General features: G+C 38.9%; 24 protein-coding genes. 10 read left to right on the top strand and 14 right to left on the bottom strand.

Annotated elements, in window-relative coordinates:
- Position 1 precedes the first annotated feature (1 nt).
- The 3 genes from MVE01_RS03730 to MVE01_RS03740 are packed head-to-tail and all read right to left on the bottom strand — an operon-like array spanning position 2 to position 5,429.
- Entirely contained in the window at positions 2-3,118 is a 3,117-nt protein-coding gene (locus MVE01_RS03730; protein ID WP_472560825.1) for an efflux RND transporter permease subunit, read from the bottom strand.
- Entirely contained in the window at positions 3,118-4,236 is a 1,119-nt protein-coding gene (locus MVE01_RS03735; protein WP_472560826.1) for an efflux RND transporter periplasmic adaptor subunit, read from the bottom strand. Before MVE01_RS03735 ends, MVE01_RS03730 begins: the two co-directional genes overlap by 1 nt.
- On the bottom strand, positions 4,236-5,429 hold the full coding sequence (locus tag MVE01_RS03740; protein WP_472560827.1) for a TolC family protein: 1,194 nt from the start codon (positions 5,427-5,429) through the stop codon (positions 4,236-4,238). The genes MVE01_RS03735 and MVE01_RS03740 overlap by 1 nt, the downstream gene beginning before the upstream one ends.
- Positions 5,430-5,552: 123 nt before the next feature.
- Here MVE01_RS03740 and MVE01_RS03745 point away from each other — a divergent pair, with 123 nt between their 5' ends.
- Positions 5,553-6,923, top strand: coding sequence for a protein-disulfide reductase DsbD family protein (locus MVE01_RS03745; protein ID WP_472560828.1), 1,371 nt, complete (start codon positions 5,553-5,555; stop codon positions 6,921-6,923).
- Between the two features lie 81 nt (positions 6,924-7,004).
- Here MVE01_RS03745 and MVE01_RS03750 read toward each other — a convergent pair whose 3' ends face one another.
- Genes MVE01_RS03750 through MVE01_RS03760 form a run of 3 tightly spaced genes read right to left on the bottom strand, consistent with a single transcriptional unit; the run spans position 7,005 to position 9,654 of the window.
- A complete protein-coding gene (locus tag MVE01_RS03750; protein ID WP_472560829.1) occupies positions 7,005-7,688 on the bottom strand; it encodes a copper resistance protein B in 684 nt (227 codons plus the stop codon).
- Between the two features lie 10 nt (positions 7,689-7,698).
- Positions 7,699-9,438, bottom strand: coding sequence for a copper resistance system multicopper oxidase (locus tag MVE01_RS03755; protein ID WP_472560830.1), 1,740 nt, complete (start codon positions 9,436-9,438; stop codon positions 7,699-7,701).
- Between the two features lie 9 nt (positions 9,439-9,447).
- On the bottom strand, positions 9,448-9,654 hold the full coding sequence (locus tag MVE01_RS03760) for an SHOCT domain-containing protein (RefSeq protein WP_472560831.1): 207 nt from the start codon (positions 9,652-9,654) through the stop codon (positions 9,448-9,450).
- Between the two features lie 146 nt (positions 9,655-9,800).
- Here MVE01_RS03760 and MVE01_RS03765 point away from each other — a divergent pair, with 146 nt between their 5' ends.
- The 8 genes from MVE01_RS03765 (at position 9,801) to MVE01_RS03800 (ending at position 18,040) form a co-directional block, all read left to right on the top strand.
- A complete protein-coding gene (locus tag MVE01_RS03765; protein WP_472560832.1) occupies positions 9,801-10,139 on the top strand; it encodes a hypothetical protein in 339 nt (112 codons plus the stop codon).
- Between the two features lie 137 nt (positions 10,140-10,276).
- The gene (locus MVE01_RS03770; RefSeq protein WP_472560833.1) at positions 10,277-12,628 is read left to right on the top strand and encodes a heavy metal translocating P-type ATPase; all 2,352 of its coding nucleotides are present in this window, start codon (positions 10,277-10,279) and stop codon (positions 12,626-12,628) included.
- 13 nt (positions 12,629-12,641) lie between these two features.
- A complete protein-coding gene (locus MVE01_RS03775) occupies positions 12,642-13,295 on the top strand; it encodes a response regulator transcription factor (RefSeq protein WP_472560834.1) in 654 nt (217 codons plus the stop codon).
- The gene (locus tag MVE01_RS03780; RefSeq protein ID WP_472560835.1) at positions 13,249-14,466 is read left to right on the top strand and encodes a sensor histidine kinase; all 1,218 of its coding nucleotides are present in this window, start codon (positions 13,249-13,251) and stop codon (positions 14,464-14,466) included. The genes MVE01_RS03775 and MVE01_RS03780 overlap by 47 nt, the downstream gene beginning before the upstream one ends.
- Positions 14,467-14,724: 258 nt before the next feature.
- Positions 14,725-15,183 carry a DUF4395 domain-containing protein gene (locus tag MVE01_RS03785; protein WP_472560836.1) on the top strand — a complete coding sequence of 153 codons (459 nt, stop codon included), beginning with the start codon at positions 14,725-14,727 and terminating at the stop codon, positions 15,181-15,183.
- Positions 15,164-15,577: an RrF2 family transcriptional regulator gene (locus MVE01_RS03790; RefSeq protein ID WP_472560837.1), complete on the top strand. Its 414-nt coding sequence runs from the start codon at positions 15,164-15,166 to the stop codon at positions 15,575-15,577. The genes MVE01_RS03785 and MVE01_RS03790 overlap by 20 nt, the downstream gene beginning before the upstream one ends.
- Before the next feature lie 8 nt (positions 15,578-15,585).
- Entirely contained in the window at positions 15,586-16,836 is a 1,251-nt protein-coding gene (locus MVE01_RS03795; RefSeq protein ID WP_472560838.1) for a trans-sulfuration enzyme family protein, read from the top strand.
- Positions 16,826-18,040: a CAP domain-containing protein gene (locus MVE01_RS03800; protein WP_472560839.1), complete on the top strand. Its 1,215-nt coding sequence runs from the start codon at positions 16,826-16,828 to the stop codon at positions 18,038-18,040. Before MVE01_RS03795 ends, MVE01_RS03800 begins: the two co-directional genes overlap by 11 nt.
- Here the strand turns inward: MVE01_RS03800 and sppA are convergent.
- From sppA to MVE01_RS03840, 8 genes are all read right to left on the bottom strand, one after another.
- Positions 18,032-18,886, bottom strand: coding sequence for a signal peptide peptidase SppA (sppA, locus tag MVE01_RS03805; RefSeq protein WP_472560840.1), 855 nt, complete (start codon positions 18,884-18,886; stop codon positions 18,032-18,034). The two genes, MVE01_RS03800 and sppA, sit on opposite strands and share 9 nt — an antisense overlap.
- Complete coding sequence (gene mqnF, locus MVE01_RS03810) at positions 18,879-20,102, bottom strand: aminofutalosine deaminase family hydrolase (RefSeq protein WP_472560841.1); 1,224 nt, start codon at positions 20,100-20,102, stop codon at positions 18,879-18,881. The genes sppA and mqnF overlap by 8 nt, the downstream gene beginning before the upstream one ends.
- Positions 20,103-20,155: 53 nt before the next feature.
- Complete coding sequence (locus MVE01_RS03815) at positions 20,156-20,641, bottom strand: pentapeptide repeat-containing protein (RefSeq protein ID WP_472560842.1); 486 nt, start codon at positions 20,639-20,641, stop codon at positions 20,156-20,158.
- A complete protein-coding gene (locus MVE01_RS03820; RefSeq protein WP_472560843.1) occupies positions 20,638-21,018 on the bottom strand; it encodes a thioredoxin family protein in 381 nt (126 codons plus the stop codon). Before MVE01_RS03820 ends, MVE01_RS03815 begins: the two co-directional genes overlap by 4 nt.
- Positions 21,019-21,172: 154 nt before the next feature.
- Complete coding sequence (locus MVE01_RS03825; RefSeq protein WP_472560844.1) at positions 21,173-21,727, bottom strand: NAD(P)H-dependent oxidoreductase; 555 nt, start codon at positions 21,725-21,727, stop codon at positions 21,173-21,175.
- A gap of 88 nt (positions 21,728-21,815) precedes the next feature.
- Positions 21,816-22,133 (bottom strand): hypothetical protein, encoded by a 318-nt coding sequence (locus MVE01_RS03830; protein WP_472560845.1) that lies wholly within the window; start codon positions 22,131-22,133, stop codon positions 21,816-21,818.
- Positions 22,134-22,168: 35 nt separating this feature from the next.
- A complete protein-coding gene (locus MVE01_RS03835; protein WP_472560846.1) occupies positions 22,169-23,917 on the bottom strand; it encodes a GmrSD restriction endonuclease domain-containing protein in 1,749 nt (582 codons plus the stop codon).
- Between the two features lie 118 nt (positions 23,918-24,035).
- The gene (locus tag MVE01_RS03840) at positions 24,036-24,260 is read right to left on the bottom strand and encodes a hypothetical protein (RefSeq protein ID WP_472560847.1); all 225 of its coding nucleotides are present in this window, start codon (positions 24,258-24,260) and stop codon (positions 24,036-24,038) included.
- A 250-nt stretch (positions 24,261-24,510) separates the two neighbouring features.
- On the opposite strand from MVE01_RS03840, the gene aroQ reads away from it, so the two are divergent.
- Positions 24,511-24,990, top strand: coding sequence for a type II 3-dehydroquinate dehydratase (gene aroQ, locus MVE01_RS03845; RefSeq protein ID WP_472560848.1), 480 nt, complete (start codon positions 24,511-24,513; stop codon positions 24,988-24,990).
- Positions 24,991-25,104 lie beyond the last annotated feature (114 nt).

The raw sequence follows: 25,104 nt of genomic DNA on the forward strand, positions 1-25,104 counted from the left end.
TTTATCTTTTTTTATTCAACAGTTTTTTTTCATAGATCTCATAAAAGATCGGGATGAGTAAAAGACTCAATACTGCTGAACTTACAACCCCACCTATCATTGGTGCGGCAATACGCTGCATGACTTCAGAACCAACCCCTGTGGTGTACATGATGGGAAGCAATCCTGCCAAGATGGCAAATACCGTCATCAGTTTGGGTCTGACTCTCTGCACAGCTCCTTCATATATGGCAGCAGAAAGATCTGCCTTGGTGAATTGTTCTGCTTTTTGCTTACGCATCTCTTCCACGCTCTCCTGTAGATAGACTATCATGACTATGGCTGTTTCAGCTGCCACACCAAGCAGAGCCAAAAAACCAACAATTACGGCAATACTCATATTGAAGTGTAACAGGTCTATGTAGATAAGTCCTCCCAGCAAAGCAAACGGCAGGGTAAAGAAAACGATAAGAGTAGGAATCAACTCTCCCAATGCAAAATAGATGAGTACCAAGATAACCAAAAGGACAGTAGGGATGATCCATTTGATCTTTTTCATGGCAGATTCCAAATACTCTGTCTGTCCTGCCCATTCGATGTAATATCCGTCAGGAAGCACAATATCTTTCAATGCTTCTATAGCTTCTTTCTTATATGCTGTAGCACTGATATTCGGCTGTGGTGTAATGTAGACAAAGGTGACTGGGGTAGCCATTTCACTCTTTATGACAGAAGCACTTTCTCTGTATTCCACCTTTGCAAAAGTAGACAGAGGCACAAAACCAAGAGGGGTTTTAACCTGTATATTACGTATGTCATCCAAGTTGCGCCGTTCTTCTTCTTCAAAACGCAGGGCAATGGGGTAGCGCTCCAAGCCTTTGTACATCGTAGTGATCTTTTTACCGCCTATGGCCGTAGAGGTGTATTCCTCTATGAGACTTTTGCTGATACCATAACGTTTAAGAGCTTGGGTGTCTATGTCAATATCAATGAAAAAACCGGCACTTGCCTGATCGGAAAAGACAGATTGTGTACTTTTTAAGTTACGAAGTCGGCTCTCTATCTTTTGTGCTGTCTTTTGCAAACCTTTGGCATCTTTCCCGTAAAGTTTGATCCCGATAGGGGTACGAATGCCTGAGAGCAACATATCGATGCGCCCTCGTATAGGGTAGGTCCATGAATTGACAAGACCTGGTACCTGCAATGCTTTTTCCATCTGAACCATAAGCTTTTCATGTGTCATACCTTTTCGCCACTCACTTTTTGGTTTAAAGGTAATGATGGTTTCCAGCATCCCAAGCGGCGCAGGGTCAGTTGCAGAATTTGCTCGTCCTCCCTTACCAAAGACGGTAGCCACTTCAGGAAAACTCTTAATGATCTTATCGGTTTTTTGTGTCAATGCCTTACTTTGGGCTACTGAGATACCATAGGGGGTCACAGGCATATACATTACACTCTGTTCATTAAGCATAGGCATGAATTCCCAGTCCAGTTTTTGATAGATTGGCACCATAAAAGCCAGTACAGCAATAGCAAGTGCAATAACCAAATATTTTAGTTTCAATCCATAGACTAAAATAGGATGGTAGAGCCAGATAAAAAAGCGGTTTAGCGGGTTTTTTGATTCAGGAAGAATTTTTCCTTTGACAAAATAGATCATGAGTACGGGTACCAATGTTACAGCAAGAAGTGCACCCGCTGCCATAGCAAAGGTTTTAGTGAATGCCAAAGGGGTAAAGAGCAGTCCCTCCTGACCTGAGAGTGCAAAGATAGGTAGAAAGGAGACGACTACCAGAGCCAGCGCAAAAAAGATAGGACGTCCAACTACTTGTGATGCTTTGACAATGGCAGAGATACGTTCTTCGTCTGTCAAATTCCTGTCTAAATTGTGCTCTTTTTTGTGTATGGCTTTGTGGGCATTTTCTATCATGACAATGGAAGCATCGACCATGGCACCGATGGCAATGGCAATGCCTCCCAGACTCATGATATTGGAGCCTATACCAAAGAGTTTCATGAATAAAAAAGTCAACCCTATGGTCAGAGGAAGGATAATGAGCACAATGAGGGAAGAGCGCAAATGAAGCAGGAAAAGTCCAATAATAATGACAACAATGATACTCTCTTCTACCAAAGTATGTTTAAGTGTATCTATAGCTTTGCCAATGAGGTTGGAGCGATCATAGGTTGTGACAACATCTACACCTTCTACTTTGAGTTCTTTCATCTTCGCTTTGATGCGTTTAAGTGCCCCATAGACATCTTCTCCGTACCGAACCATGATAATACCGCCGACCACTTCTCCCTCACCGTTCAAGTCTGCCATACCTCTTCTTGCAGCAGGTACTTTCTCTACACGTCCTACATCTCCAAGCGTAAGCGGTACACCATCCTTGGTAGTGATGACAAGATCACGTATTTCATTCAAATTCTTGATGTAGCCTTTTGCCTGTACCATCCACTCATATCCGTTTTGAATGACGATCCGACCACCGGTATCGTTGTTGTTTTCTTTGAGTGTTCGGCTTATGTCCTTGATGGAAAGATTGTACTGCACCAGTGCATCGTTGTTCACCGTGATCTGATATGTAGGTACAAAACCGCCGATACTTGCGACCTCACTGACTCCGTCCACACCCATTAGCGCATATTTGTAGTAGTAGTCCTGAATCGTACGCAGTTCATCCAGTGTCTTGGTCTTGGATGTCAATGCATATTCGTAAACCCAACCTACACCCGAAGCATCATGACCAAGAGACACTTCCATGCTTGAAGGGAGTTGGCTTTGTATGGAAGAGAGTTGTTCAAGTACACGGGAACGTGCCCAGTACAGGTCTGTACCTTCTTTAAAGATGATGTAGATCAGTGCATTCTCATAAGTAGAAAAACCGCGAACCGTCTCGATGTTGGAAATGGCAAGAAATTGTGATACTAGAGGATAGGTTCCCTGGTCTTCAATGATCTCGGGACTCTGCCCCTTCCATGTTACCTGTACGATGACCTGGGGAGGGGAAAGGTCAGGCAGAGCATCCAGAGGTGTGTTCCTCATAGACCAGACAGACCCTAAAATGATGAAAAGAGTAGCCATAAGGACAAGAAAACGGTTTTTAACGCTAAAAGCAATCAATTTTTCAATCATCAGTAGATCCCGTTGATCTGTGCATCTGAATCCATCATAAAGAGTGCATTGTTCACAACAGTGTCACCCTCGTTAAGTCCTGATAAGAGTTCGAAATAACTGTTGTCAAGCGGTTTGAGTTTAATTTTTACAGGTTCATATTCTCCTTTAAACTCTGTAGAAAGAAAGGCATACCAATTGCCGTTCTTACGTATGGCAGCTGTGCGTGGAATGACAAGGTGTGCGTTATCGTCTGTTGAAGCAGAGACTTTTACATACATCCCCGGTTTAAGAAGTTTATCACTGTTATCTATGGTTAAACGTAAAGTAGCCGTAGCTTCTTTGGGATCAAGCATTGGGTAGAGAAGGGACTTTTTTGCTTTGTATATTTTGTTGATACCTTTGACCTTGACACTGAAATCATCAAGTGTTTGGATCTTTTCCAACTCATTTTGATAAAGTTTTACCTCAACCCACAGTTTTTTAAGACTGACAATTTCAAACAGTTTCTTTCCTGTTTTAAAAGCAGAACCTTGGTTGATATCTTTCTCAAATATCCATCCCGATGCAGGAGCAAAAATGGTAGTAAACCTCTTAACTTTGTTGGTTTGTCTGATATGTTCTATCTCTTTACGGCTTACCCCTAAAAGTTCAAGTTTAATTTTAGCACTCTTCAGCATGGCAGAAGAGGGGTATTTAAAATTGAATTTAATGGAGTTCAGGTAGTCTTGTTTTGCTTTATAAACTTCAGGAGAATAGACTTTTACAAGAGCATCGCCTTTATGTACGATGGTGTATAGTCTGTCAATATAAAGTTTCTCAACAAATCCGGAATACCAAGCTGTTACATCTGTTTTAAGTGATTCATCTTCTACAATGTAACCGTAATTTGTCTGTTTATGTGAACTCACAGTTTTTTTAACAGTGACTGTTCTTACATTAAAAAGCTGTTCAATCGTCAGTTTGTGTTCTCTTTTTTGTTTTTCTGCTGTTGTGGTAACGGATTCATCTTTAGCAGGCACTTTTACACTCATCTCTTTGCCTGTACTGCATTTTCCAGCTTCACATTTCATTTGCGCATGAAGTGTTGAAACAGAAATTAAACATAAAATAATGATCTGCCTGCGAAGATGTAACATTATAGTCCCCCTATCAGTGCTTTGAGTTTGGCTTTGGTACGTAGGTACTCGGCTTTCATGGAGATACTCTCCTCTTCAAGTGCCAGTTTCTGTTCGAGTATGTTGGTATAGGTAAAAAGATCAGCCCCTTCCTCTATGGAAGAAGCACTGAGTTCAAGCATATGCCTCAGCTGGGGAAGGCTTTTCCTCTGTATGATGTTGTAGATCCGCCAGGCTTCTTTGAGTTTGGCATAGTTTGTGCGTATCTCACTTTTTAGGAATGCTTTATAGTCCAAAGAGGCACTGACACTTGAGAGAGCCTCTTTTCTGGCTATTTCAGAATTGAGTTTCTCTGTACCGTAGAGCGGCAGGGACATTCCTATGGTAACAGAAGCATAATCCGGGAAATCAGGACGGTTGAAATAGCCTACTTTGACATAAGGATCAGGATGGGTTTCCATATCTACAAGTACTTTGTTGGCGTTTGCTGCCGCATTTTGTGCCAGTTTTATATGGTAGGTAGGGTTATGTGTGAGTCTGTTAAGGTAATACTGCAGAGATCTTGGTCGCTTTATGTGCAGTGCATTGTTGATCCTGGTTACGGGACTTTGTATCAGATAGGCAAGTTTCTCTTTTTGTGCTTGCAGTAATGATCTGTAACGTTCCTGACGTATCTCTATTCTTGAGAATGAGAGCTCTGCTGATATACTGTCGGCATGGCTCATGTTGTCTGTTGAAATCATATCGGTATAGAGTTTGATATTCTGCTTTGCCAGTCGTCTGTAGCGGCTCAGTACCCCAATGCGTGCTTGAAGTTCTTTGATGCTATAGGCAGTGGTTCTTACCTGTAGTGCAAGTGCAGTACGGGCAGCTTTATAGCTATGCAGTACCACATGCTTTTGTTCCCTGGCATAGGTTTTTCTTGCATCCAGTTTCCCAAACCACGGGAATATCTGTTTAAAGTTCAGCGCATGGTACTGCATTCTCTCCTGGGAGCGTCCCAAAGGCTTTCTGAACTGTATATCGTTGATCGTAAGAGAAAGATCGGGATTTGCCCATTTTTGGGATTTGGCTATACGTTCATCCATCGCAGAGAGACGATGCTGTATGGTTTTAAGTGAAGGGTGTTTTTTAAGTGCCACTTTGACCAGTTTATCAATACTTTGTGCATGAAGCAAACCTAAAGTCAATAAAATCGTGAAGATGATGCGCATATTCTTGTCCTACGGTGATAAATTACTTTTAGTTTATCTTAAGTTTGTGCACGGAGTGTGCACAAACCTTGCACATGCTTTTATTATACTGATACAACTTATATCCATATAGAGGTAATATAAATGAAAAATAATACATTGATGATCAGCTTTATACTGCTGATTGGATGGAGTACGTTACTCTTTTCGGCAACAAACGGTGAGAATATTTTAGCAAATGAGGGAATAGCAAGCCTGGTATTTGGTTCTTTTGTAGCAGGTCTGCTGCTTACATTTACTCCTTGTGTGCTTCCTATGGTTCCTATATTGTCCAGTATCATTGTAGGACAGGGAAAAGATATTTCAAAAGCAAAAGCTTTCTACCTTTCTCTTTCCTATGTATTGGGAACCATGCTCGTATATACTATTATGGGTGCACTGGCAGGTGCGACAGGTGAACAACTGCAAGCTTATTTCCAAAATGTATGGGCTATAGGGATCGCTTCTTTTATCTTTGTTGCAATGGCGCTTTCAATGTTCGGATTTTATGAGATACAGCTTCCTTCCTTTATCCAGTCCAGACTGAATGCAAGTTCCCAAAATATTAAAGGTGGCAGTGGACCTATGGTTTTTTTGCTGGGTGCGATCTCAGCGTTGATCCTTGGAGCCTGCGTCTCTCCTATACTTATCTCGTTCCTTGGTGTTGCTATTGCAAAAGCAGATCCGATGCTCGGTGCGGTGACCATGTTCTTTATGGCATTGGGTATGGGTATCCCTCTGTTACTTTTGGGACTTGGTGCGGGGCATCTGCTGCCAAAAGCAGGAGAATGGATGAACAAGGTTAAATATACCTTTGGTGTATTGCTACTGGCAACAGCTATTTACCTCTTTAATGAACTTGATATTTTCCCGCCGCTTTTATTGTGGGGTATGTTATTTATTATCGTGAGTATCTACCTTGGTGCATTACAGCCTTTATCTGAAACTGTAAATGGTTGGTATAAATTTCTTAAAGGCATTGGTATTATACTGCTTCTATGGGGAATGTTGCTGCTTGTAGGTGCTGCGTATGGTGAGAGAAATATCATGCATCCTCTACCGAAGATATCTATGAAAACAGCTTCGTTGGTGAGTGAAGAGAACTACATTCCTTTTACATTGATTCAGAATATGGATGAACTTGAAGCAAAGAAAAAAGAGGCTGTAAAAGCAGACAAACTTCTTATTATCTATTTTTACAAAGATACCTGTCCAGTCTGTAAGAAGCTGAATGCAACCACTTTTCAGGATTTGAAAGTAAGGGCTGAACTGAAACAGGACTATATCGCTGTTAAAGTGAATATCACTGATACTTCCGATAAAAAAAGTCAAGCATTGCGTAAAAATTTTAAAGTTTTTGGATCTCCTTCTTTTGTTTTCTTTGATAGTGACGGAGAAGAGCTTACAGAAGAGTTGTTTTACGGTTATCAAGGTCCGGAAGATTTTTATGATACACTCGATCTGATTGCAAGTTGATTAAAGCAGTCAAGAAATAAAACCATTATTTGACATGTTTCAAATGCTCCCTATGGGGGGGGGAATAGGGGGTGATATCCCCTAAAACCAAAAACGCACACCTACTAGAAAATTTGTTTCATCTATAGGGTTAAAGTCTCGTGTATTACCAAATGTTTTTTCCCATGTGATACCAATGTAGGGAGCAAACTCTCTTCGTATTTCATAGCGTAGCCGTAAACCTGCTTCTATGTTGGAGAGCCCTGAACCAAGACTCATCTTTGGATCATCTTTGGTATAAAAGTCTGCTTCAAGTGAGGGGGTAAGAATGAGTTTTTGCGTAAAGAGTATCTCATACTCCGCATCCAGACGCAATCCGATATTCCCTTCAGCATTGAAAAGCAATGCAACTCTTGTCTCAAAATAGTAGGGTGCCAATCCGGAAATGGCAACTTCTCCCCATGTTCTGGAAGCATCGGCATTTTTATCATAAACAAGACCTATCTGTGCATCCCAAAATGGAGCTATGGCACGAGAATAGACGAGTTCATTTTGACTCGTTTCCAAGCCATCAGCAGTAGCTTCACCATCACTGTAGAGATAGAGTTTGTTTAGGTCATAGCCTATCCAGAAGCTTCCTTCCCAGACTCTGGTATTTTCACTGTTATCGAGTACTTCAAATCTATCCATTACAAACATTGTCAAAAGAGGATCATCTTCCATGTCTGCATGTACTGTCTGTGTTAGACCCATTCCTAGTAATATACTTAATAATAATTTTTGCATCATATCCTCCTTAGGCTACTACGACTTTTCTAAACATACCGGCCATGTGGTAGAGCAGATGACAGTGGTACGCCCATGCCCCTTTGGCATCAACAGTTACTCTGTAACTTATTTTTGAACCTGGTTGTACGATAATAGTATGCTTACGTACCAGATGGTTATCATCACCAGTCTCAAGGTCACTCCACATACCGTGCAGGTGCATGGGGTGGTTCATCATCGTATCATTGATAAAAGTAATACGCAGACGTTCGCCATAGTGGAACTGTAACGGTTTGGCATCAGCATATTTAATACCGTTAATAGACCACATATAACGTTCCATATTGCCTGTAAGATGTAAAACTATCTCTCTGTCGGGTTTTCTGTGTCTACGTGTAGAGTATCTGTTTTTTAAGTCTGCATAGGTAAGTATTTTTCTGGAACTATTGCGCAGACCAACACCTGGGTCATCCAGTCTATACTTTGGAGACATAGCCATCATGGTTGTCTGTACACCTCTTGCCATAGGAAGTTTGGTAATAGGGTACTTCTGGTTTTCCATGGCTTGGAATTTGTATTTTTTCATTGTTTTTTTGTTAGGCATTTTCATGCCACTTGAACATTTCATAGCTGAGTCACCTTTTTTACTCATAGCTCCCATATCCATACCCATATCCACCATAGTGAGTTTCGGTATCGGATCCATACGAGGTGCTTTGGCTAACGCATGTCCATCAGGAGTAAGTGAACCCAGAGCATAGCCTGAACGGTCTATACTTTGTGCAAAGATGGCATAGGCTCTGTTGCTTCTTGGTTGGACGATAACATCATAGGTTTCCGCCACACCTATGCGAAATTCTTCGATACTTACTGGTTTGACATGGTTTCCATCGGCTGCGACCACTGTCATTTTAAGTCCAGGGATACGTACATCAAAAAAGGTCATTGCAGCAGCATTGACAAAACGCAAACGGATTTTCTCACCTTTTTTGAAGAGGGCTTTAAATTGTGCAGCAGGGGCCTGACCATTCATTAAAAAGGTGTAGGTGTATCCTGTAATATCAGAGATATCACCATCATTCATACGCATTTGGTTCCACATTTTCCTGTCATTAAAAGCTTTACCCAAACCTTTTTTCTTTACTTCATCTATAAAGGTACCTATGGTACGTTGTGAGAAGTTATAGTAGTCGCTCATCTGTTTGAGTTTTTTGTAAATAGCAGTAGGCTTTTCATCTGACCAGTCTGAGAGGAGCACCACATAGTCTTTGTCAAATCTAAAAGGCTCGCTTTTTTTGGGTTTGATGACTATGGCACCATAGACCCCTGTCTGCTCTTGAAAGCCGGAGTGACTGTGGTACCAGTATGTTCCATGCTGATGCACTTTAAATCTATAGGTAAATGTCTCTCCCGGAGCAATACCATCAAAGCTTATTCCCGGTACCCCATCCATAGCAGGGGGTAAAATAATCCCATGCCAGTGAATAGAAGATGATTTTTTTAATCTATTGGTGACATGCAGTGTGACTGTTTCACCTTCTTGCCATACCAGTGTAGGACCTGCAATTTGACCATTGACTGTGGTAGCCACAGCATTTGACCCTGTAAGGTTTACTGGTGTATATCCTATCTCAAGAAAAAACTCATTCCCTGTTAAGATATTACTGTTATTGATGTTTCTGCGTGTTGATCTGGCTTCACTGTCTGTACCGGCAAGTGCAAATAGTGATGTAGCAGCCAAACCTTTGACAAATGTTCTTCTTTTCATTGTGTATCCTTATGATTCTTGTGCTTTGAGTGCGCTTGATTTTTCTTCATACTCTTCTTTTGAAATACCGCCATTTGCGTAACGTTTATCTAAAATATCCTGAGCAGAGGATTTCTCTTTTTTCTTATCTTGGAGTATATAAAAGAGTATAGCTGCCAGAAGTAGTGGGATAAGCCATCCAAAACCCATTCCCCAACCATGATTAAAAGTGTTCATAATGCATCCTTTCTAGTTGTTTATTATAAATTATTAGTGTGTATGTAATGTGCACATAAGGGACACATGCTTTACACACTATCTAAGTATCATTCAATTGTACCAAGGGCAAAGACCCTTAAAATTCAGTACGAAAAGGAAACATTATGAAAAAGTTAGTTTTAGCAAGTATTCTTGCACTAGGTCTAGGATTGGGATTTGCATACGCAGATGGAGAAAAGGCTGCACAAATTCTTGAACATGAGAACAAAACAGCAACCGGTGTTGATGGATATGCAGGTGATATGTCAGCAATGAAAGCTGCTGGTAAATGTAACGCTGATCAAACAGGAAAAGTAAAAACAAAAGCCAAAAAACCGGTAAGAAAACCAACAAAAGCAGAGTTGGAACTTGAACATGCCAATAAACTTTCTACCGGTGATGAGAGCGTAGATGGTGATATGGGTAATATGAAAGCACAGGGTAAATGTAATACTGGCAAATAGACTTCCTTGATTAATTATTCACTTCTTCCCAGGTAGTCTATGTCTCTATAGGCTACCTTTCTTTTATATCATACATATGCACACTCTATGCACACTTTCTCCCTATAATAAGTTTCAGATCAATAAAAGGATCCATCATGAGTAAAACAGTTAAAGATGTCATCTGTGGCATGGATGTCACTTCTGACAGTAACTTTCATACAGAATATGAAAATAAAGAATATTACTTTTGTTCAATAGATTGTCAAGGAAAATTTATAGATAATCCTGAGGCATATATAGAGCATGGAGATGATGAGAATTGTTCTTCCTGTTCAGCACTTGACTATGCTACTGTCTCCCCAGTTGGGATGAAAAGTGAGCAAGAGGGTGATACAATGTATACCTGTCCTATGCATCCGGAAATTCAGCAAAAGGGTCCTGGAAGTTGTCCTAAATGTGGAATGGCATTAGAGCCTATGGTGGTACAGGCAGGTGAAGAAGACAGCTCAGAACTTGATGACATGACACGTCGCTTTAAAGTGAGTATGGTACTTGCCATTCCAGTTTTTATATTGGCGATGATCGCAGACCTTGCCCCACAGTGGCTACCCGAATTTCTTTCTATGAAAATGGTACAGTGGATAGAATTTTTCTTGGCGACACCTGTTGTGTTGTGGGGAGGATGGCCATTTTTTGTAAGAGGATACAACTCTTTTAAAACATGGAATCTCAATATGTTCACTCTTATATCCCTTGGTGTGGGGGCAGCATATCTTTATAGTCTTGTAGCACTTTTTATGCCTCAACTATTTCCTCCTAAAATGCAGTTTGAGGGTGGACTGGTACATGTGTACTTTGAAGCAGCAGCAGTTATTGTGGCACTGGTACTTTTGGGACAGGTGCTGGAACTGCGTGCACGCTCTCAAACCAACACCGCTATACAAACACTTTTAGGGCTTGCACCCAATACTGCCCGTATCGTAAGAGTGGATGGCAGGGAAGAGGATATTGCTTTAGAGGATGTACAAGTAGGTGACATTTTACGCATACGTCCCGGAGATAAAATACCTGTAGATGGTGTGGTCACAGATGGAGAGAGTAATATTGATGAGTCCATGGTTACAGGTGAACCTGTAGCCATTGCCAAGAAAGAGGGTGACAAAGTCATAGGAGCAACCGTCAATGCCACAGGGTCACTTCTTATAAAAGCCCAAAAAGTGGGGGCAGATACTTTGCTTTCACAAATCGTAGAGATGGTAGCCCATGCGCAACGCTCACGTGCACCCATACAAAAACTTGCTGATGTTGTTTCCGGGTATTTTGTACCTATGGTAGTAATTGTTGCATTATTTGCTTTTGTTGCGTGGTATATATGGGGACCTGAGCCTCGATTAGCCTATGCGATAGTGAGTGCTGTGGCAGTACTTATCATTGCTTGTCCTTGTGCACTGGGGTTAGCAACACCTGTGTCTATTATGGTTGGTACGGGAAAAGGTGCTTCTACAGGGGTACTTATTAAAGATGCTGAGGCATTGGAGAGACTTGAAAAAATAGATACTTTAGTGGTTGATAAAACAGGAACTCTCACAGAAGGTAAACCTAGGCTTGTAACGGTAGATGTCGAAGAAGGTGTGGATGAAGATCTACTTTTAAAAGCAGTGGCAACTCTGGAGCAGTCAAGTGAACACCCTTTGGCAGAAGCCATTGTAGAAGGTGTCAAAGAAAAAGGTATCAGCCTAAGTAAAACAGAGAATTTCAAGTCTGTTACGGGGCAAGGTGTGACTGGAAATGTGGATGGAGTGAAAGTAGCCATAGGAAATGCTAAACTTTTAGAAAGTTTAGATATAGAAGCAGGTACCTTACCAAATAAGTCTGAAGCTTATAGAAAAGAAGGACAAACAGTGATGCTCATAGCTTTTGATGGTAAAGCTGCTGGTATTATAGGCGTGATGGATCCCATCAAAGAGAGTACTCCCGAAGCTATCGCCGCTCTCCATGCACAAGGGTTAGAAGTCGTGATGCTCACTGGTGACAACAGAACCACAGCTGAAGCTGTAGCAAGCAAATTAAATATAGACAGAGTAGAAGCAGAAGTTTCTCCCCAGGAGAAATCCAATATTGTTACAGAACTTCAAAATGAAGGTAAAATAGTCGCCATGGCAGGAGACGGGGTCAATGATGCACCTGCATTGGCAAAGTCACATGTGGGTATAGCCATGGGAACGGGAACAGATGTAGCCATGGAAAGTGCCGGTGTTACCTTGGTAAAAGGTGATCTGAGAGGAATAGTTAGAGCCATTAAATTGAGCAAAGGTACGATGTCCAACATTCGTCAAAACCTCTTTTTTGCTTTTATTTATAATTCTTTAGGTGTGCCAGTGGCTGCGGGAGTATTATATCCGGTCTTTGGTATACTGCTTTCACCGGTGATTGCAGCAGCAGCTATGAGCTTTTCATCTGTTTCAGTCATAGCTAATGCATTGAGATTAAGAAATTTAAAGTTATAAAGGACATAGAACAATGAAAATATTATTGATGGAAGATGACCCTGTTCTTGGAGATATTATTACCGATTATCTACAGCAGTTCTATATCACAGACAGGGCATTTGATTCTGCCCAGGCACAGGAATACATAGATGAAGCATCTTATGATCTTTTTATTTTCGATATCAATGTACCAGGGAAAAGTGGGATTGAGCTGCTTGAAGAATTACGCAGTTTTAATGATACGACACCGGCTCTCATTATTACAGCCTATGATGATACAAGACATCTCAAGCAGAGCTTTGATGCCGGTGCGCATGATTACATCAAAAAACCGTTTGAACTGGAGGAGTTAAAACTTCGTATAGAAAAGAGTAAAATTCTTTTCCATATTGAACAGGATGAACCTGTCAAACTGAGTAATACACTGACTTACTATCCACGAAAATCTATCGTGAGTGATGGTACAGATAAAATAACCCTTCGTCCTAAAGAAACAGAGATCCTTGATTATTTCATTGCGCATCCGCAAAGGCTCATTTCCCAAGAAGAGCTGGTTCAAAATATTTGGGAGTATGATGCATTGCCCAGTGATGCCACACTGCGCTCTTACATCAGAAAACTCAGAGAAGTGATCGGTAGTGAGAAGATCATTACCCAAAGAGGTATGGGATACCGCTATGAATGATCTGGAAAAAAAATCGTTTTACTCTTTTTTGGGTCTCTATATTGTCTCTTCTCTGATATTTATAGCTTTTGTATCATTCTGGTACTATACAGCACAGAAACATGCACTGGAGAGTGAAACTTACTATAAACTGGAACACATAGCAGACAGGAAAGCAAGTGATATAGTCATGTCACATATGAACAATACGCCAATGAGAAGTATGACTATTCCCAAGGATGTTGAACTTGCACTTATAAATACCAAAGGTATGGTACAGGAAGGTAGGCTTGTAGATCCTCATATAGATATCAAGCCGGGGTATTTTACTGTGGGTGACTACACAATGCTGATTTCCAATGCACCGCATGAACACTTAAATATATCCTATGTGGTTGTACAATCCAAAAGTTTAAAAGAAAAATTTAATAGCTTAAAAAAAATGATATGGACAGTCATGGGAGTATCATTTTTGGCTATGGTGATCATTGCCTGGGTACTTTCCAAACTTTTTATGAAACCTGTGCATGAACGTATTCTTCAGATAGAACGTTTCGTCAATGATATCACCCATGAACTCAATACGCCTATTACCTCACTCAGTATGTCTACTGATCAGGCATTGGAAGCAGGGAACTGTACAGAAAAAACATTGAAGAATATCTCCATCAGTACGAAACAGCTTTACGATATTTACAGCTCTTTGACTTATTTGAATTTTAATCATAAAGAGGAAATATCTGAACCGCTTGATCTTAAAGATGTATTGGAAAAGAGTATTGCCTATTACAAACCTTTGGCAGAGATCAAACGAATAGAGTTTGAAGTAACGTTAGAAAACAGTAACTGTGTGATACCAAAATCCAGTTTAATCCTGCTTTTTGGTAATCTTATAGGCAATGCGATCAAATACTCTTCTCCTGGATCGACCATTACTATTTCACTGAAAAACAGAATTCTGAAGATCATAGATGAAGGCATTGGTATTGATCAGAAAAATAAAAAAATAATCTTTGAAAAATTTAAGCGGGGTACAGAATATTCCGGAGGTTTTGGCGTAGGTTTAAGTATTGTCAAGAGTATTTGTGATGAATACGGAATAGATATTGAAATTGACTCTGTTGTTAATAAGGGCACAGAATTCAGATTAAACTTTACAACACATGATAAAAAATTTAGAGGTTCCCTATAGTATAGAATATTTAATTATAATAAAATCTATTGATTTACTTGACTTTAAAATATTTTTTAGCTAAACTTCACTTATAAATAATAAAAGGCATCTCTGAAAACCCTAGATTTCACAGCGGACAAGGGCATATTTGTTTTTCGGGAAAGTTGTTCTTCTCCCCTTTACATTGTTGAAATTGACTTGGAAAACAGAAATGTTGTAAAATCTAGGGTTTTCAGAGGTGCTGGAATTATATTTAGAATCTAACTAAGGAAACCAATGTCACCTTCATGTCCTATCTCAATGCATAGAATCGATACAAATATAGTCAGAGCCATCTCTTTTCAGATAGTATTGTTTACACTGACACTGATTATTACACAAGAGAAATTTTTTGCATTGCTGATCTTGTTTGATTTCTCGGTGAGGGCAGTACGCATAATGATACTTAGCCCTTTTTATATGATAGGTAAATTTATGTTGGAGGGATGGGGAGCAGAGCCTAAGATGTGTGATGAATCACCTAAGCGTTTTGCACTCTATTTAGGCTTGTTTGTTTCATTGGGTATAACATTATTTCTACTTGGTGGGGAAGTACAGGCTGCTATATTCACAGCATCTATCTTATTGGCTTGTGCACTATTGGAAACACTATTCGACTTTTGTATCGGATGTAAGATATACTATGTAATTCAATTGATAAAAGGTACATACAAAAATGACAGGAATCTCAACTAAGACCATCTATGCTGTTGCAGCACTTCATGAACTTGCTTCCATACAAGGAGATGAGGTATTGAAGATCAAAGAGATCGCAGCACGTGCATCTGTCCCTCAGAACTTTTTGGAGCAGATACTTTTAGAGCTTAGAAAACAGGGGATTCTGACAAGTATTAAAGGGGCACGAGGCGGCTACAAACTTGCCAAGAATCTGAAAGATGTTATGTTGAAAGACATCATTATGATTCTTGAGACTGATGCACTCTCTGATATTTGCAAGACAGACAATCCTGCCTTGAAACTCTTTTGGGAAGATATAAAAGAGGGAGTATCCCATGTCTTTGATGTTCCCCTTTCCGAACTTAGGAATTATCAGCAAAAAGCCAATCATACACTGAATTATTCAATTTAGGAAAACCCATGAAAGATTTTAATTACTACAATACCCTTTTAGTGCAAAACATAGGCTCCAAAGTAGGACCTGTTGCACCAAACATCGTTCCCTCTGCTGCATTCGGATATGAAGATGCCCAGCAGGCAGAAGGTATTTTTGCAGGAGAGGTGAACAGTCCTCTCTATGCCAGAGTAGGGAACCCGACCAATGCCAAGCTTGAATCTGTCGTTGCCAACATGGAAGGGGGCTTTGGTGCCATTGCCACCTCTTCAGGCATGGGAGCTATTTCCATGGTGACCACAGCCTTTTTGGAAGCCGGGGATGAGGTACTCTGTATCGGTGGTTTTTTCGGCGGTACCTATACTCTTATTACGGAGACCATGAAACGTTTTGGGGTGTCGAACAGTTTTTGTGAAGTCGATGATTTCTCACATATCGAAGCTAAGCTTAAATCAGGCGTGAAGATGGTACTTATGGAGAGTGTAGGGAATCCGAGTCTTAGACTTCCGGATATTAAGACCATAGCAGAGATGTGTCATGTCTATGAAACACTTTTGCTCATGGATAATACGGCTACGCCGCTGATTGTCAGACCGTTGGAGTTGGGTGTAGATATTGTTGTGCATTCGAGTACCAAAAATATGAGCGGACACTCTGCTGCACTTGGCGGTGTGGCAGTTTTTAGAGCCGTAAAAGAAGAGGGTGACAAACTTCTGAATGAGAAGTATGCCGACCTGCATAAGATCGTTAGGAAAATGGGTAAAAAAGCGTTTATCCCTATTTGCAAGAAACGAGCCATAAGAGATATGGGTATGACCGCCAATGCATTTGGTTCATTCCTGACCATGCTTGGTCTGGAAACACTTGCACTCAGAGTAGAACGGGTCAATGCCAGTGTAGAAGAGGTAGCAAAACTGCTTTATGAAAAGTTACCCGATGGTGTACGGGTCAATCATCCTTCTCTTCCTTCCAGCCCAGACCATGCACGATACAAGTTAGATTTCAAACAGGGGTGCGGACCGCTTTTGAGTTTGAACTGTGGAACCAAAGAGAGGGCTTTTACATTGCTTAACAAGCTTAAGCTTGTCACTCAGACAGCGAACATAGGTGACAACAGAACACTTGCCCTGCATATGACCAGTACGATCTACAGTGATTTTGATGTGCAGACACGCCATTTTCTGGGTGTAGATGAAGGCTTTATCCGTGTCTCCATAGGCTTGGAAGACCCTGAAATGATAGCAAATGACTTTTTACAAGCAGCCAATGAACTCTAAATTGTTATTTCGTTTTTCTCTTCTTTTTTTCTTTGCATCCCTCTCTCTTGTAGCCAATGAGAGACAGAGTGCTTTGGTGTACCTCAATGTGTTACGTCAAAAGAGCGGGCTTATTGCACTTAGGTCCAATGCACAACTCTCCAAAGCAGCCAAAGCACATGCCAGATATCTTGTTAGACATCAAAAGAACGGACATTATGAACAAAGAGGGAAGGTTGGGTATACCGGAAGGGTACCAAGTGACAGAGTCCTAAGAGCAGGGTATGCTTCCAGGGCGGTCATGGAAAATCTTTCAGTCAATGCACAAACTCCCAAACACTCGATAGATACACTGTTTGCAGCTATTTATCACCGTTTTGTTTTTTTGGATTTTTCCAATGATGAAATAGGTGTAGGTAGCACTGTTGCCAAAAAGTATCGAAAGATACGTTCTTCATTTGTGTATGAATTGGGTTCATCAACGATCAACCGATTATGTAAAAGAACTTTTCCCAAAGAGAACGGGTTTTTTTATATGCAAAATCTGTGTAGAAACAGTACCCACGTTATCCCTCGTACACTTTTTCTGCAAAAGCAGGATGAAATACGGAAGAAGAACCGTCCGATCGTATTCTATCCTTACCCTGATGCAGTAAATGTCCCTCCGGTCTTTTACACCGAACATCCACAGCCCTTACCCGGTTCAAAAGTAAGCGGTTATCCTGTCTCAGTACAGTTTAATCCTGCTTTTTACAAAAAAGTAAAGTTGAACAAATTCCACCTTTTTGACGGTAGTGGTAAAGAGATAAAACAGAAGAAGATCCTCACTTATGCAAATGACAGGAACCACCGTTTCTCAAAGCTTGAATTTGCATTTATGCCTTTAAGACGGCTGAAATACGGGATGACCTACAGTGTATCATTTGAGGCAGTAGCTGATGGAAACAAGGTAAAGAAAAGTTGGGAATTCACAACAAAAAAGCCTAAAGCCAGACTTTATAAGATCACTAAAAAACGAACAAAGCTGCATATAGAGAAAAATGAGAAGATAGTACTCTATTTTGTACCACGGAACAGAAAAGATGTGCTTGGAAGGGTCACACTTTCAAAACCTCTGCATGTACGTTATTTGGATCAAAATACACTCGAAGTAATTTTGCCTCATAAACGCTCAATAAGAGGATATAGTTTAAAAGTAGCAGGAAGAGAAGTCATCTTAAAGTGATGCCTTCAATCCGTAAAAATAGCTTTGTATTTTTAAAATACTCTGTGTTTCAAGTCTCTCAAGGAATGCTTCGAGTTTATCTTTCTCTTTCCAGATAGGCTTTACAACGTTTGCTGCCTTGGCAAGTTGGCTTTTAGCTTGACTCTTAATACCTATCTCATCAATGAGCCCTGCTTTTTTGGCTCTTTGTGAAGAGAAGATATGGGCATCGGCATAGCTTTTTGAAGCATTGATATCGAGTCCTCTTGCAGCGGCTACATCATGTACGAAAAGTTTATAGGTGTCTTTTGTGAGAGTTTCAAGTTCTGTTCTCTCCTGCGGTGTCCACTCTCTCATTGGTGTCCCTGCTTCCTTGTAGGTACCCTGCTTCACCACTTGTGGTTTAACTCCTATCTTATCAAGCAGCTCTTTAATATTGGCACTCTCCATGATCACCCCGATGGAACCTACGATTGCTCCGGGATTGGCGATGATCTTCTGTGCATAGATGGAACTGTAGTAGCTTCCGCTTGCCATGATACCGCTGGCATAGGCTATGACCGGTTTATGTTTTTGAAGTGCTTTGATAGCATAAGAGATCTCAATGGAGGGAGGTACTGCCCCACCGGGAGAGTTTACATTTAGAAGCACACCTTTGATGGCGTTGTTTGTCTGTGCCTCTTCTATCTCTTTTACAATTTTGTCTGCATCCATAATGGGACCAAAAAGTTGGATCTCCTGTAGATTGGGTTGCTTAAGCGGTGCAGCGGATTTTGGTATGAGCACGACCAGAACTATGAGTAGAAAAAGCATTCCCATAAAGTGTTGACCGATCCATTTGATGATCTTAGATATTGTATCAAGCAATCTGTTCTCCTTCTATATAAATATGTGCAACCTCTTTGGTGTGAATGATGCTCCAAAGGGCTATCTCTTCTTTGCTTTGCGGCAGGTCGGGCAGTGTAACTACTACAAGATCTGCCAGTCTTCCGGCTTCAATTCTACCACAATTCAAGCCAAGTATCTCTGCGGCATCTTGAGTAGAGGCTTTAATGAGTTGTGGGGCAAGTGTGTTGAGGGGTGCCTGATGGTGCAGCATGAGTGCTGCTCTGAACTCATCAAAAATGCTGAGAGAGTCGTTGGAACTCAGCCCGTCTGTGGCTACAGAGTAGGGAAGATCCAGCTCTTTGAGTGTTTCTATAGCTAACCTTCCACAGCCCAGATAACGGTTACTTCGAGGACAGTGGGCAATGGAGTGCCCTTTGCTTTGCAAATAGGCTAACTCTTCCCGGGTTGCCTGTACGGCATGGGTAAAGTGTGCAGGGTAGGTGTCAAAGGCATGCATGAACTCTTCTATGTTTGTGACAGGGGTAGAGGCATTGAAATATTTTTCAAAGAAGGCTTTGAACTCTCCTTCTCCTTTTTCTAGCCATTCATGCTCTGCCTGTGACTCCAGAAAATGGCTGCTCAGCGGCATACTGTGTTGTTTTGCAAGTGCCACTGCTTTTTGCAAAATGACAGGATGTACCGAGTAGGGCGAGTGTATGGCAACTGCCGCAGTGACTTTGCTCTTTTTGGGGCAACTTTGTGATGCTTTTACACGCTCCAAAAAGTCACCGTAAAGCATATCGGCATATTGGGCATTGGAGCCTATGAGCTCATTGAAAAAGACTACCCTTTGGGGAGTTTGTTCACAGACTTCAAGTTCTGTACCGAAACTGGAGATGGCACCAAATGTGGTAATGCCTGAGCGTAACATGTTGTCACACTCCTGTTGCATCATTGTGTTGTCACAAGATTGCATCAGTTCATCTCTGTTGGCAATGACCGAGTCCAGCCATGGCATAAAAGAGCCGTATTCCAAAGAGGTTCTGTTGGCTGAGAATTCCAGATGCACATGGGTGTTGATGAACCCGGGGTAGATAACAGAATGGGGAGCTGTTCTCACTACCTCTGCTTCAGGGTAGGTTTGAAGCAGGTTTTCCAGAGAGTCCACCGTTTTGATCGTCTCATCAAATGCTACTGCCTGGTATTCTACAAAGCCTTCAGGAGTATAGATATAGTCGGCTACAAGTATTTTCATAGAGTTTTCCTTTGATTGCCCAGATTGAGTGTTGTGGTTACAGTTTGATACATTTATTTAGGGATTCCTATAACATTTTCTTTAAAAATTGTTTTATATAAAATCGCACCGCCAAATGTTGAATTTGTTAAATTATTGTCATCAAATATTGCTGAGCCTAATGCTGATTCACTAAAATTACAGTTATCGATTATTGCATGGGAAAAATTGCCTTTCCAAATTCTTGCTTCAGTAAAATTCACATCCCGCAAGATGGCATTAACAAATGTAGCCCCCTTTATATTTGAGTTAACAAATAAGGCATGACTTAAATCCGAATTGGAAAAATTTGCTTTATGTGCAATGGTGTTGGTAAAATTGACATGTGTCAAGTTTGCATCATTTAAATTCGACATGCTTAAGTCGAGACCTTTTAAATCTGCATAACTCAAATCACACATAGGACAGTCTCCGTCCTCCTTGAGTTTCTTTAGATCATTAATATCAAAGGCAAAAAGCAGATTTGAGCAGATCAGTACTGATAATATTATGTTTTTCATTTTAAAGCCTTCAGGTTTTGAAGAAAGATATCTGCTTTGCTTCCGCCAATAATTTTATTTTTTTCTTTTGCATTTTTATCGATAAAGAAAAAGGTAGGAATACCAATATAGTTAAATCCTTCCGGCAGCGTATCTTTTTGAATATCAAGGGTTAAAACAATAAAATGTTTTTTTATATAGCTGACAACCTCTTTATTTTTAAAAACAACTTCTTTCATATAATTGCATTCAGGACACCATGTTGCAGAATACATCATCATCACTTCTTTATTTTGCGTTTTTGCTTTTTGTAATGCTTTGTTAAAATTGTGTTCAAATTGTAATTCACCAGCAAATAATGCTAATGTGCATGCAATGATCAATAGGAGTGATTTCATATTTTACCCTTATGCTTTTTTGTTTTAAACGCTTGATTTTTTATATACCTATTTTATTCAAGGTACATTATAGGCACTATATACTTATAAATGGAACTTCTAAAGTGAAAAGAGAAAGTCTTATAAAGTGATGAGCAGATATGCGTTTTGTTATCTACCTTATCTTGCTCAATATCTTAGCTGTATTCTTTGCACTTGTATCAACGCCGCCAAATATATTACATTCGGTAAGTTTCATTCCACAAAATTCTATAATTTGTTCTTTAAACATATTTTTTAACCGTCTATTTGCTCCTGTGAGCATATAAATAAAATGTGGAGCTCCGGTTGTTGTGAATATTTTTACAGTTTTACCTTGTAATAAACCTTTTGGTCTTGAATTAACATATTTAAAGGCAAAGCCTTTAGATAAGTTCCAATCAAAAAAGTTTTTTAATATTGCCGGCATACTACCCCACCAATAGGGGAATACAAAAACTATCTCATCGGCATTTGAGATGCTGTTTTGATAATATTTCATCTCTTTTGTGACGACTAATTCATTGGCATTTTCATATGTAAAGAAAGGCTGTTGATTTTCATCTCTATATAAATCCAGTATCTCAATCTTGAAGTTTTTTTTCTCTGAAATTTCTTTATATTTATTTGCCATTGCAAAAGAAAAACTGTTTTGTTTGGGATGTGCAACGATGATTAAAATATTTTTCATTTTTATGTGTCCTTGTATGTTGTTAGAAAACGGCTGTCTTGAGAAATAGTTTTCCCGCTAGGGTAAACTATTGGTCTCCTCGTATTTGTTATACTTTAGTGACACTTTCATAGTAGTTTTGAACGGTAATCAATGGCTTTTCTTCTGATTTTATAGAGTCAATATATTCAAGCATCAATCGTGCAACATTTTGCACTCTATTTGGATGATAAATTTTCAAGTACTCAATCAAAGCAATGGCTCCATTTGTTCCTGTCATTCCGTAAGGAAATTCATTATTTAAAATTTTTTCAATATTCTTCTTAGTCCAATTTGCATTACTTGTATCCCCATCAATTTTAGGTTTATGTCCCATTGCAAATTCGTAATGAGATAACCAAAATTCACTTGTATAACCTCTTGGCATAATTTAAATCCTTCTGTGTAGTATTTGTTAACATTTTATTGCAGTTTAGCCTTGAAGACATTTTGAATAAGTTCTTCTCTCTTTTCAAAGAATTCTTTAAAATTATTAAACTTTAAATCTATATCTTGAGGGATGTAATGTTTGTCACAATAGTCTTTCTGTTCTAATTTAGTTGCATAGGTATCTTTAAACCATATTTCAAATTCTGTATCTTGTTTTTCAATATTAGGAATAGCTTCTAAAAGCTGTAAATTACCAATATAATTTGTATAGTCTTGAAAGACTTTTATTTCCTCATCAGTTAGACCTTTTTTCTTAAGAACTGATTTTTTAAATAAGCTTTTTGGAAAAATATGATCAATATGAAACTTATTTCTAAAATCTAAAGTAGGATAAAGTAGAGATAATACGGAAAATGTAAATCCTTGTCCATATTTATAAAATGTAAGATTTTCTATATCTTCATCAGAAAATATTAATGTTTTATTTGTACCTTTAAATTTATCAATAATTTTAGCTAATGGAAACTCATCATTGATATCTTTTTGAATTAAGTCTCTAATTGGTCTTAATACATTATCAGGTTGCCCACTAAAAGCTCTTTTTATCAGTGATAAAACAAGCCATTGTCTAATTTTTTTCTTATCTTCTAAATTTGAATTTGATGTAATAAAACTATCTTTTACTTGCTTCTTATACAGATAATAAGCAATTGGTATTAAAGCATTATTTGAACTTAATGTTTCCCTATCATAGCCAAAACTACTCACTAGTTGGACTGCTAACTTTAATGCCTTAGTGATGCTTTCCCAATTATTTTCTATTGCTAACATATTGCTTTTATTGAAATTATCTACTTTGAAAGCAAAATCTTTAAAATCACTTAGAATAAGAGATGATTTTAGTATAAAGTCTTTATCAACATCAAAACCATTCCCAATGTTGTTTATTTCATCTACTATAGTTATAATTTCTTCTCTTGCATCTTTAGTTTCCCATTGTGCTGTTGCAATCGATAATAATAAATCTGAATAACTTAACTTTGTTCCTCCACTATTAATTCTAATAAAGATATTTAAAACTTTATCTAATGACTGGCTTGCCTCTTTGTAGTAGCTCAAAATACCTTTTTCAATAATTACATTTCTTAGCTTAAATAATGTATTATTTGCAAACTTTGCTTGTTCAGTATTATATTCAGTGAAAATTTCATTTGTTAACAGATAACTATTTACATCGCCTGGTTCTTCAAGTTTTAAAATATCTCCTACATAAAACCAAAAATGTGTTTCATCTTTTTCAGTAGATTCATTTTCTGTTAAAAAAGAAAAATCATACTCTAAATCATCAGATGATGATTTAGAAATTAAATTTATATATAATTTCCTAGATGGGTAAGCATCTGGATTGTCGTATCTTTTTCGAGGTAATTTATATGCAAAACTACCTTTTAATGCTATGTATAATGAGGTTAATCTTTGTTGACCATCCAAAATAGCAGTTATTTTATCATCCCCATTGATAGAAGCTTTAGGGTTATGTCTATTATTTCTTTCATTATAATTTCTGATAAACTCATAAAATTCATAATTATTAACATTTTCTTTATCCACTTCCCAAAATAAAAATGAACTAATTGGGTAATCCCTCATCAAGCTGTCAAATAGTCTTTCTATTTGATAAGTATCCCATACAAATTCCCTTTGAATCGTTGGAAGTAGATACTCTTTCTTATGAATTTTTTCAATAACATTTTTTATAGTTAAAGCTGTTTCGTATGACATTTAGTTCCTTTGTATGTTAACGACTGTCGTGAGCAATAATTTTCCCGCTAGGGTAAATTATTGGTCTCCTCGTTTTTGTTAGTGTTTTTGAACAATTCTAAGTTGTTTTTTCATTGAACTAACTTATTTTATATAAATTATGATTATCAGTTCTAATAGTTAAATGAGTAATATTAGAAAAAAAGCCTTTTTCATAATTTTCTTTAAATTGTTTTCCAAAAGTTGTTGGCGTAATTGATTCCCAGATTGAATTAAATAAAATATTTAATTCATATTCCCCAGCGTTTGTATTGTCTATAATACTTTGATATTGTTGAATTTGCTCATTAGTAAAATCTTCCATTTATTTTGTCCTTATTTATTTGTACACTAACTATATTATTTAGAAGAACACAATGCCCTGCTATTATGATATTTCAGTATTAAGAGTATATCAAATATGTCTTGATATTGGTGAAACTTGCTCGAATTTGCATGATTTCACATTCTTATAGCTGTTTGATATAAGTCTGTAATGGTGGGTTATTGTATTTAGGGTCAGATTAAACCTATTTCGCTAAAATAATAGCCAAATATAACACACAAGGCAGAAAATGAAAATAGTAGTAATCCAAGGTCCAAATTTGAATATGCTCGGAATTAGAGAGCAGAACATTTACGGACCAATGAAATTAGAAGATATTCACGCACAGATGAAAGGTTTTGCAGAGCAAAACAAACTTGATATCGAGTTTTTTCAGAGTAACTTAGAAGGTGAGATTGTAGATCGTATTCAGGAATGTATCGGTGATGCGGACGGTATCATCATCAACCCTGCGGCATATACACACACTTCTATTGCCATTAGAGATGCTATCGCAGCAGTACAGATACCTACGCTTGAAGTACACCTAAGCAACATCCACCAAAGAGAAGAGTTCAGACACAAGTCACTGACTGCTCCTGTATGTGCAGGTCAGATCTTGGGTATGGGACCATTTGGTTACCACTTGGCAATGGTTGGTATGACACAGATCCTTTCTGAGATTTCGATGATGAAAGAACAACAGGCTAAAGCACAGCAAAAAGCGTAATAGCTTCGGCAGGCTCAGCTACCGAGTTTCCTCGTTCCCATCCGTCCTCGGTGGGAATACATAAATTAAATCCCATATTTTGGTGTTGTAGGGGTACAACACCCTACAAAAAAA

Source organism: Sulfurovum sp. (assembly GCA_026990595.1).
Taxonomy (GTDB): domain Bacteria; phylum Campylobacterota; class Campylobacteria; order Campylobacterales; family Sulfurovaceae; genus Sulfurovum.

Bases quoted from the DNA above. Each gene is read 5' to 3' on its own strand.
- MVE01_RS03820 (WP_472560843.1), bottom strand. From the start codon at position 21,018: ATGAAATCACTCCTATTGATCATTGCATGCACATTAGCATTATTTGCT.
- mqnF (WP_472560841.1), bottom strand. From the start codon at position 20,102: ATGAAAATACTTGTAGCCGACTATATCTATACTCCTGAAGGCTTTGTA.
- MVE01_RS03760 (WP_472560831.1), bottom strand. From the start codon at position 9,654: ATGAACACTTTTAATCATGGTTGGGGAATGGGTTTTGGATGGCTTATC.
- MVE01_RS03785 (WP_472560836.1), top strand. From the start codon at position 14,725: ATGTCACCTTCATGTCCTATCTCAATGCATAGAATCGATACAAATATA.
- aroQ (WP_472560848.1), top strand. From the start codon at position 24,511: ATGAAAATAGTAGTAATCCAAGGTCCAAATTTGAATATGCTCGGAATT.
- MVE01_RS03830 (WP_472560845.1), bottom strand. From the start codon at position 22,133: ATGCCAAGAGGTTATACAAGTGAATTTTGGTTATCTCATTACGAATTT.
- MVE01_RS03795 (WP_472560838.1), top strand. From the start codon at position 15,586: ATGAAAGATTTTAATTACTACAATACCCTTTTAGTGCAAAACATAGGC.
- MVE01_RS03840 (WP_472560847.1), bottom strand. From the start codon at position 24,260: ATGGAAGATTTTACTAATGAGCAAATTCAACAATATCAAAGTATTATA.
- MVE01_RS03735 (WP_472560826.1), bottom strand. From the start codon at position 4,236: ATGTTACATCTTCGCAGGCAGATCATTATTTTATGTTTAATTTCTGTT.
- MVE01_RS03815 (WP_472560842.1), bottom strand. From the start codon at position 20,641: ATGAAAAACATAATATTATCAGTACTGATCTGCTCAAATCTGCTTTTT.
- MVE01_RS03765 (WP_472560832.1), top strand. From the start codon at position 9,801: ATGAAAAAGTTAGTTTTAGCAAGTATTCTTGCACTAGGTCTAGGATTG.
- MVE01_RS03740 (WP_472560827.1), bottom strand. From the start codon at position 5,429: ATGCGCATCATCTTCACGATTTTATTGACTTTAGGTTTGCTTCATGCA.
- MVE01_RS03755 (WP_472560830.1), bottom strand. From the start codon at position 9,438: ATGAAAAGAAGAACATTTGTCAAAGGTTTGGCTGCTACATCACTATTT.
- MVE01_RS03775 (WP_472560834.1), top strand. From the start codon at position 12,642: ATGAAAATATTATTGATGGAAGATGACCCTGTTCTTGGAGATATTATT.
- MVE01_RS03770 (WP_472560833.1), top strand. From the start codon at position 10,277: ATGAGTAAAACAGTTAAAGATGTCATCTGTGGCATGGATGTCACTTCT.
- MVE01_RS03825 (WP_472560844.1), bottom strand. From the start codon at position 21,727: ATGAAAAATATTTTAATCATCGTTGCACATCCCAAACAAAACAGTTTT.
- MVE01_RS03745 (WP_472560828.1), top strand. From the start codon at position 5,553: ATGAAAAATAATACATTGATGATCAGCTTTATACTGCTGATTGGATGG.
- MVE01_RS03800 (WP_472560839.1), top strand. From the start codon at position 16,826: ATGAACTCTAAATTGTTATTTCGTTTTTCTCTTCTTTTTTTCTTTGCA.
- MVE01_RS03750 (WP_472560829.1), bottom strand. From the start codon at position 7,688: ATGCAAAAATTATTATTAAGTATATTACTAGGAATGGGTCTAACACAG.
- MVE01_RS03730 (WP_472560825.1), bottom strand. From the start codon at position 3,118: ATGATTGAAAAATTGATTGCTTTTAGCGTTAAAAACCGTTTTCTTGTC.
- MVE01_RS03790 (WP_472560837.1), top strand. From the start codon at position 15,164: ATGACAGGAATCTCAACTAAGACCATCTATGCTGTTGCAGCACTTCAT.
- MVE01_RS03835 (WP_472560846.1), bottom strand. From the start codon at position 23,917: ATGTCATACGAAACAGCTTTAACTATAAAAAATGTTATTGAAAAAATT.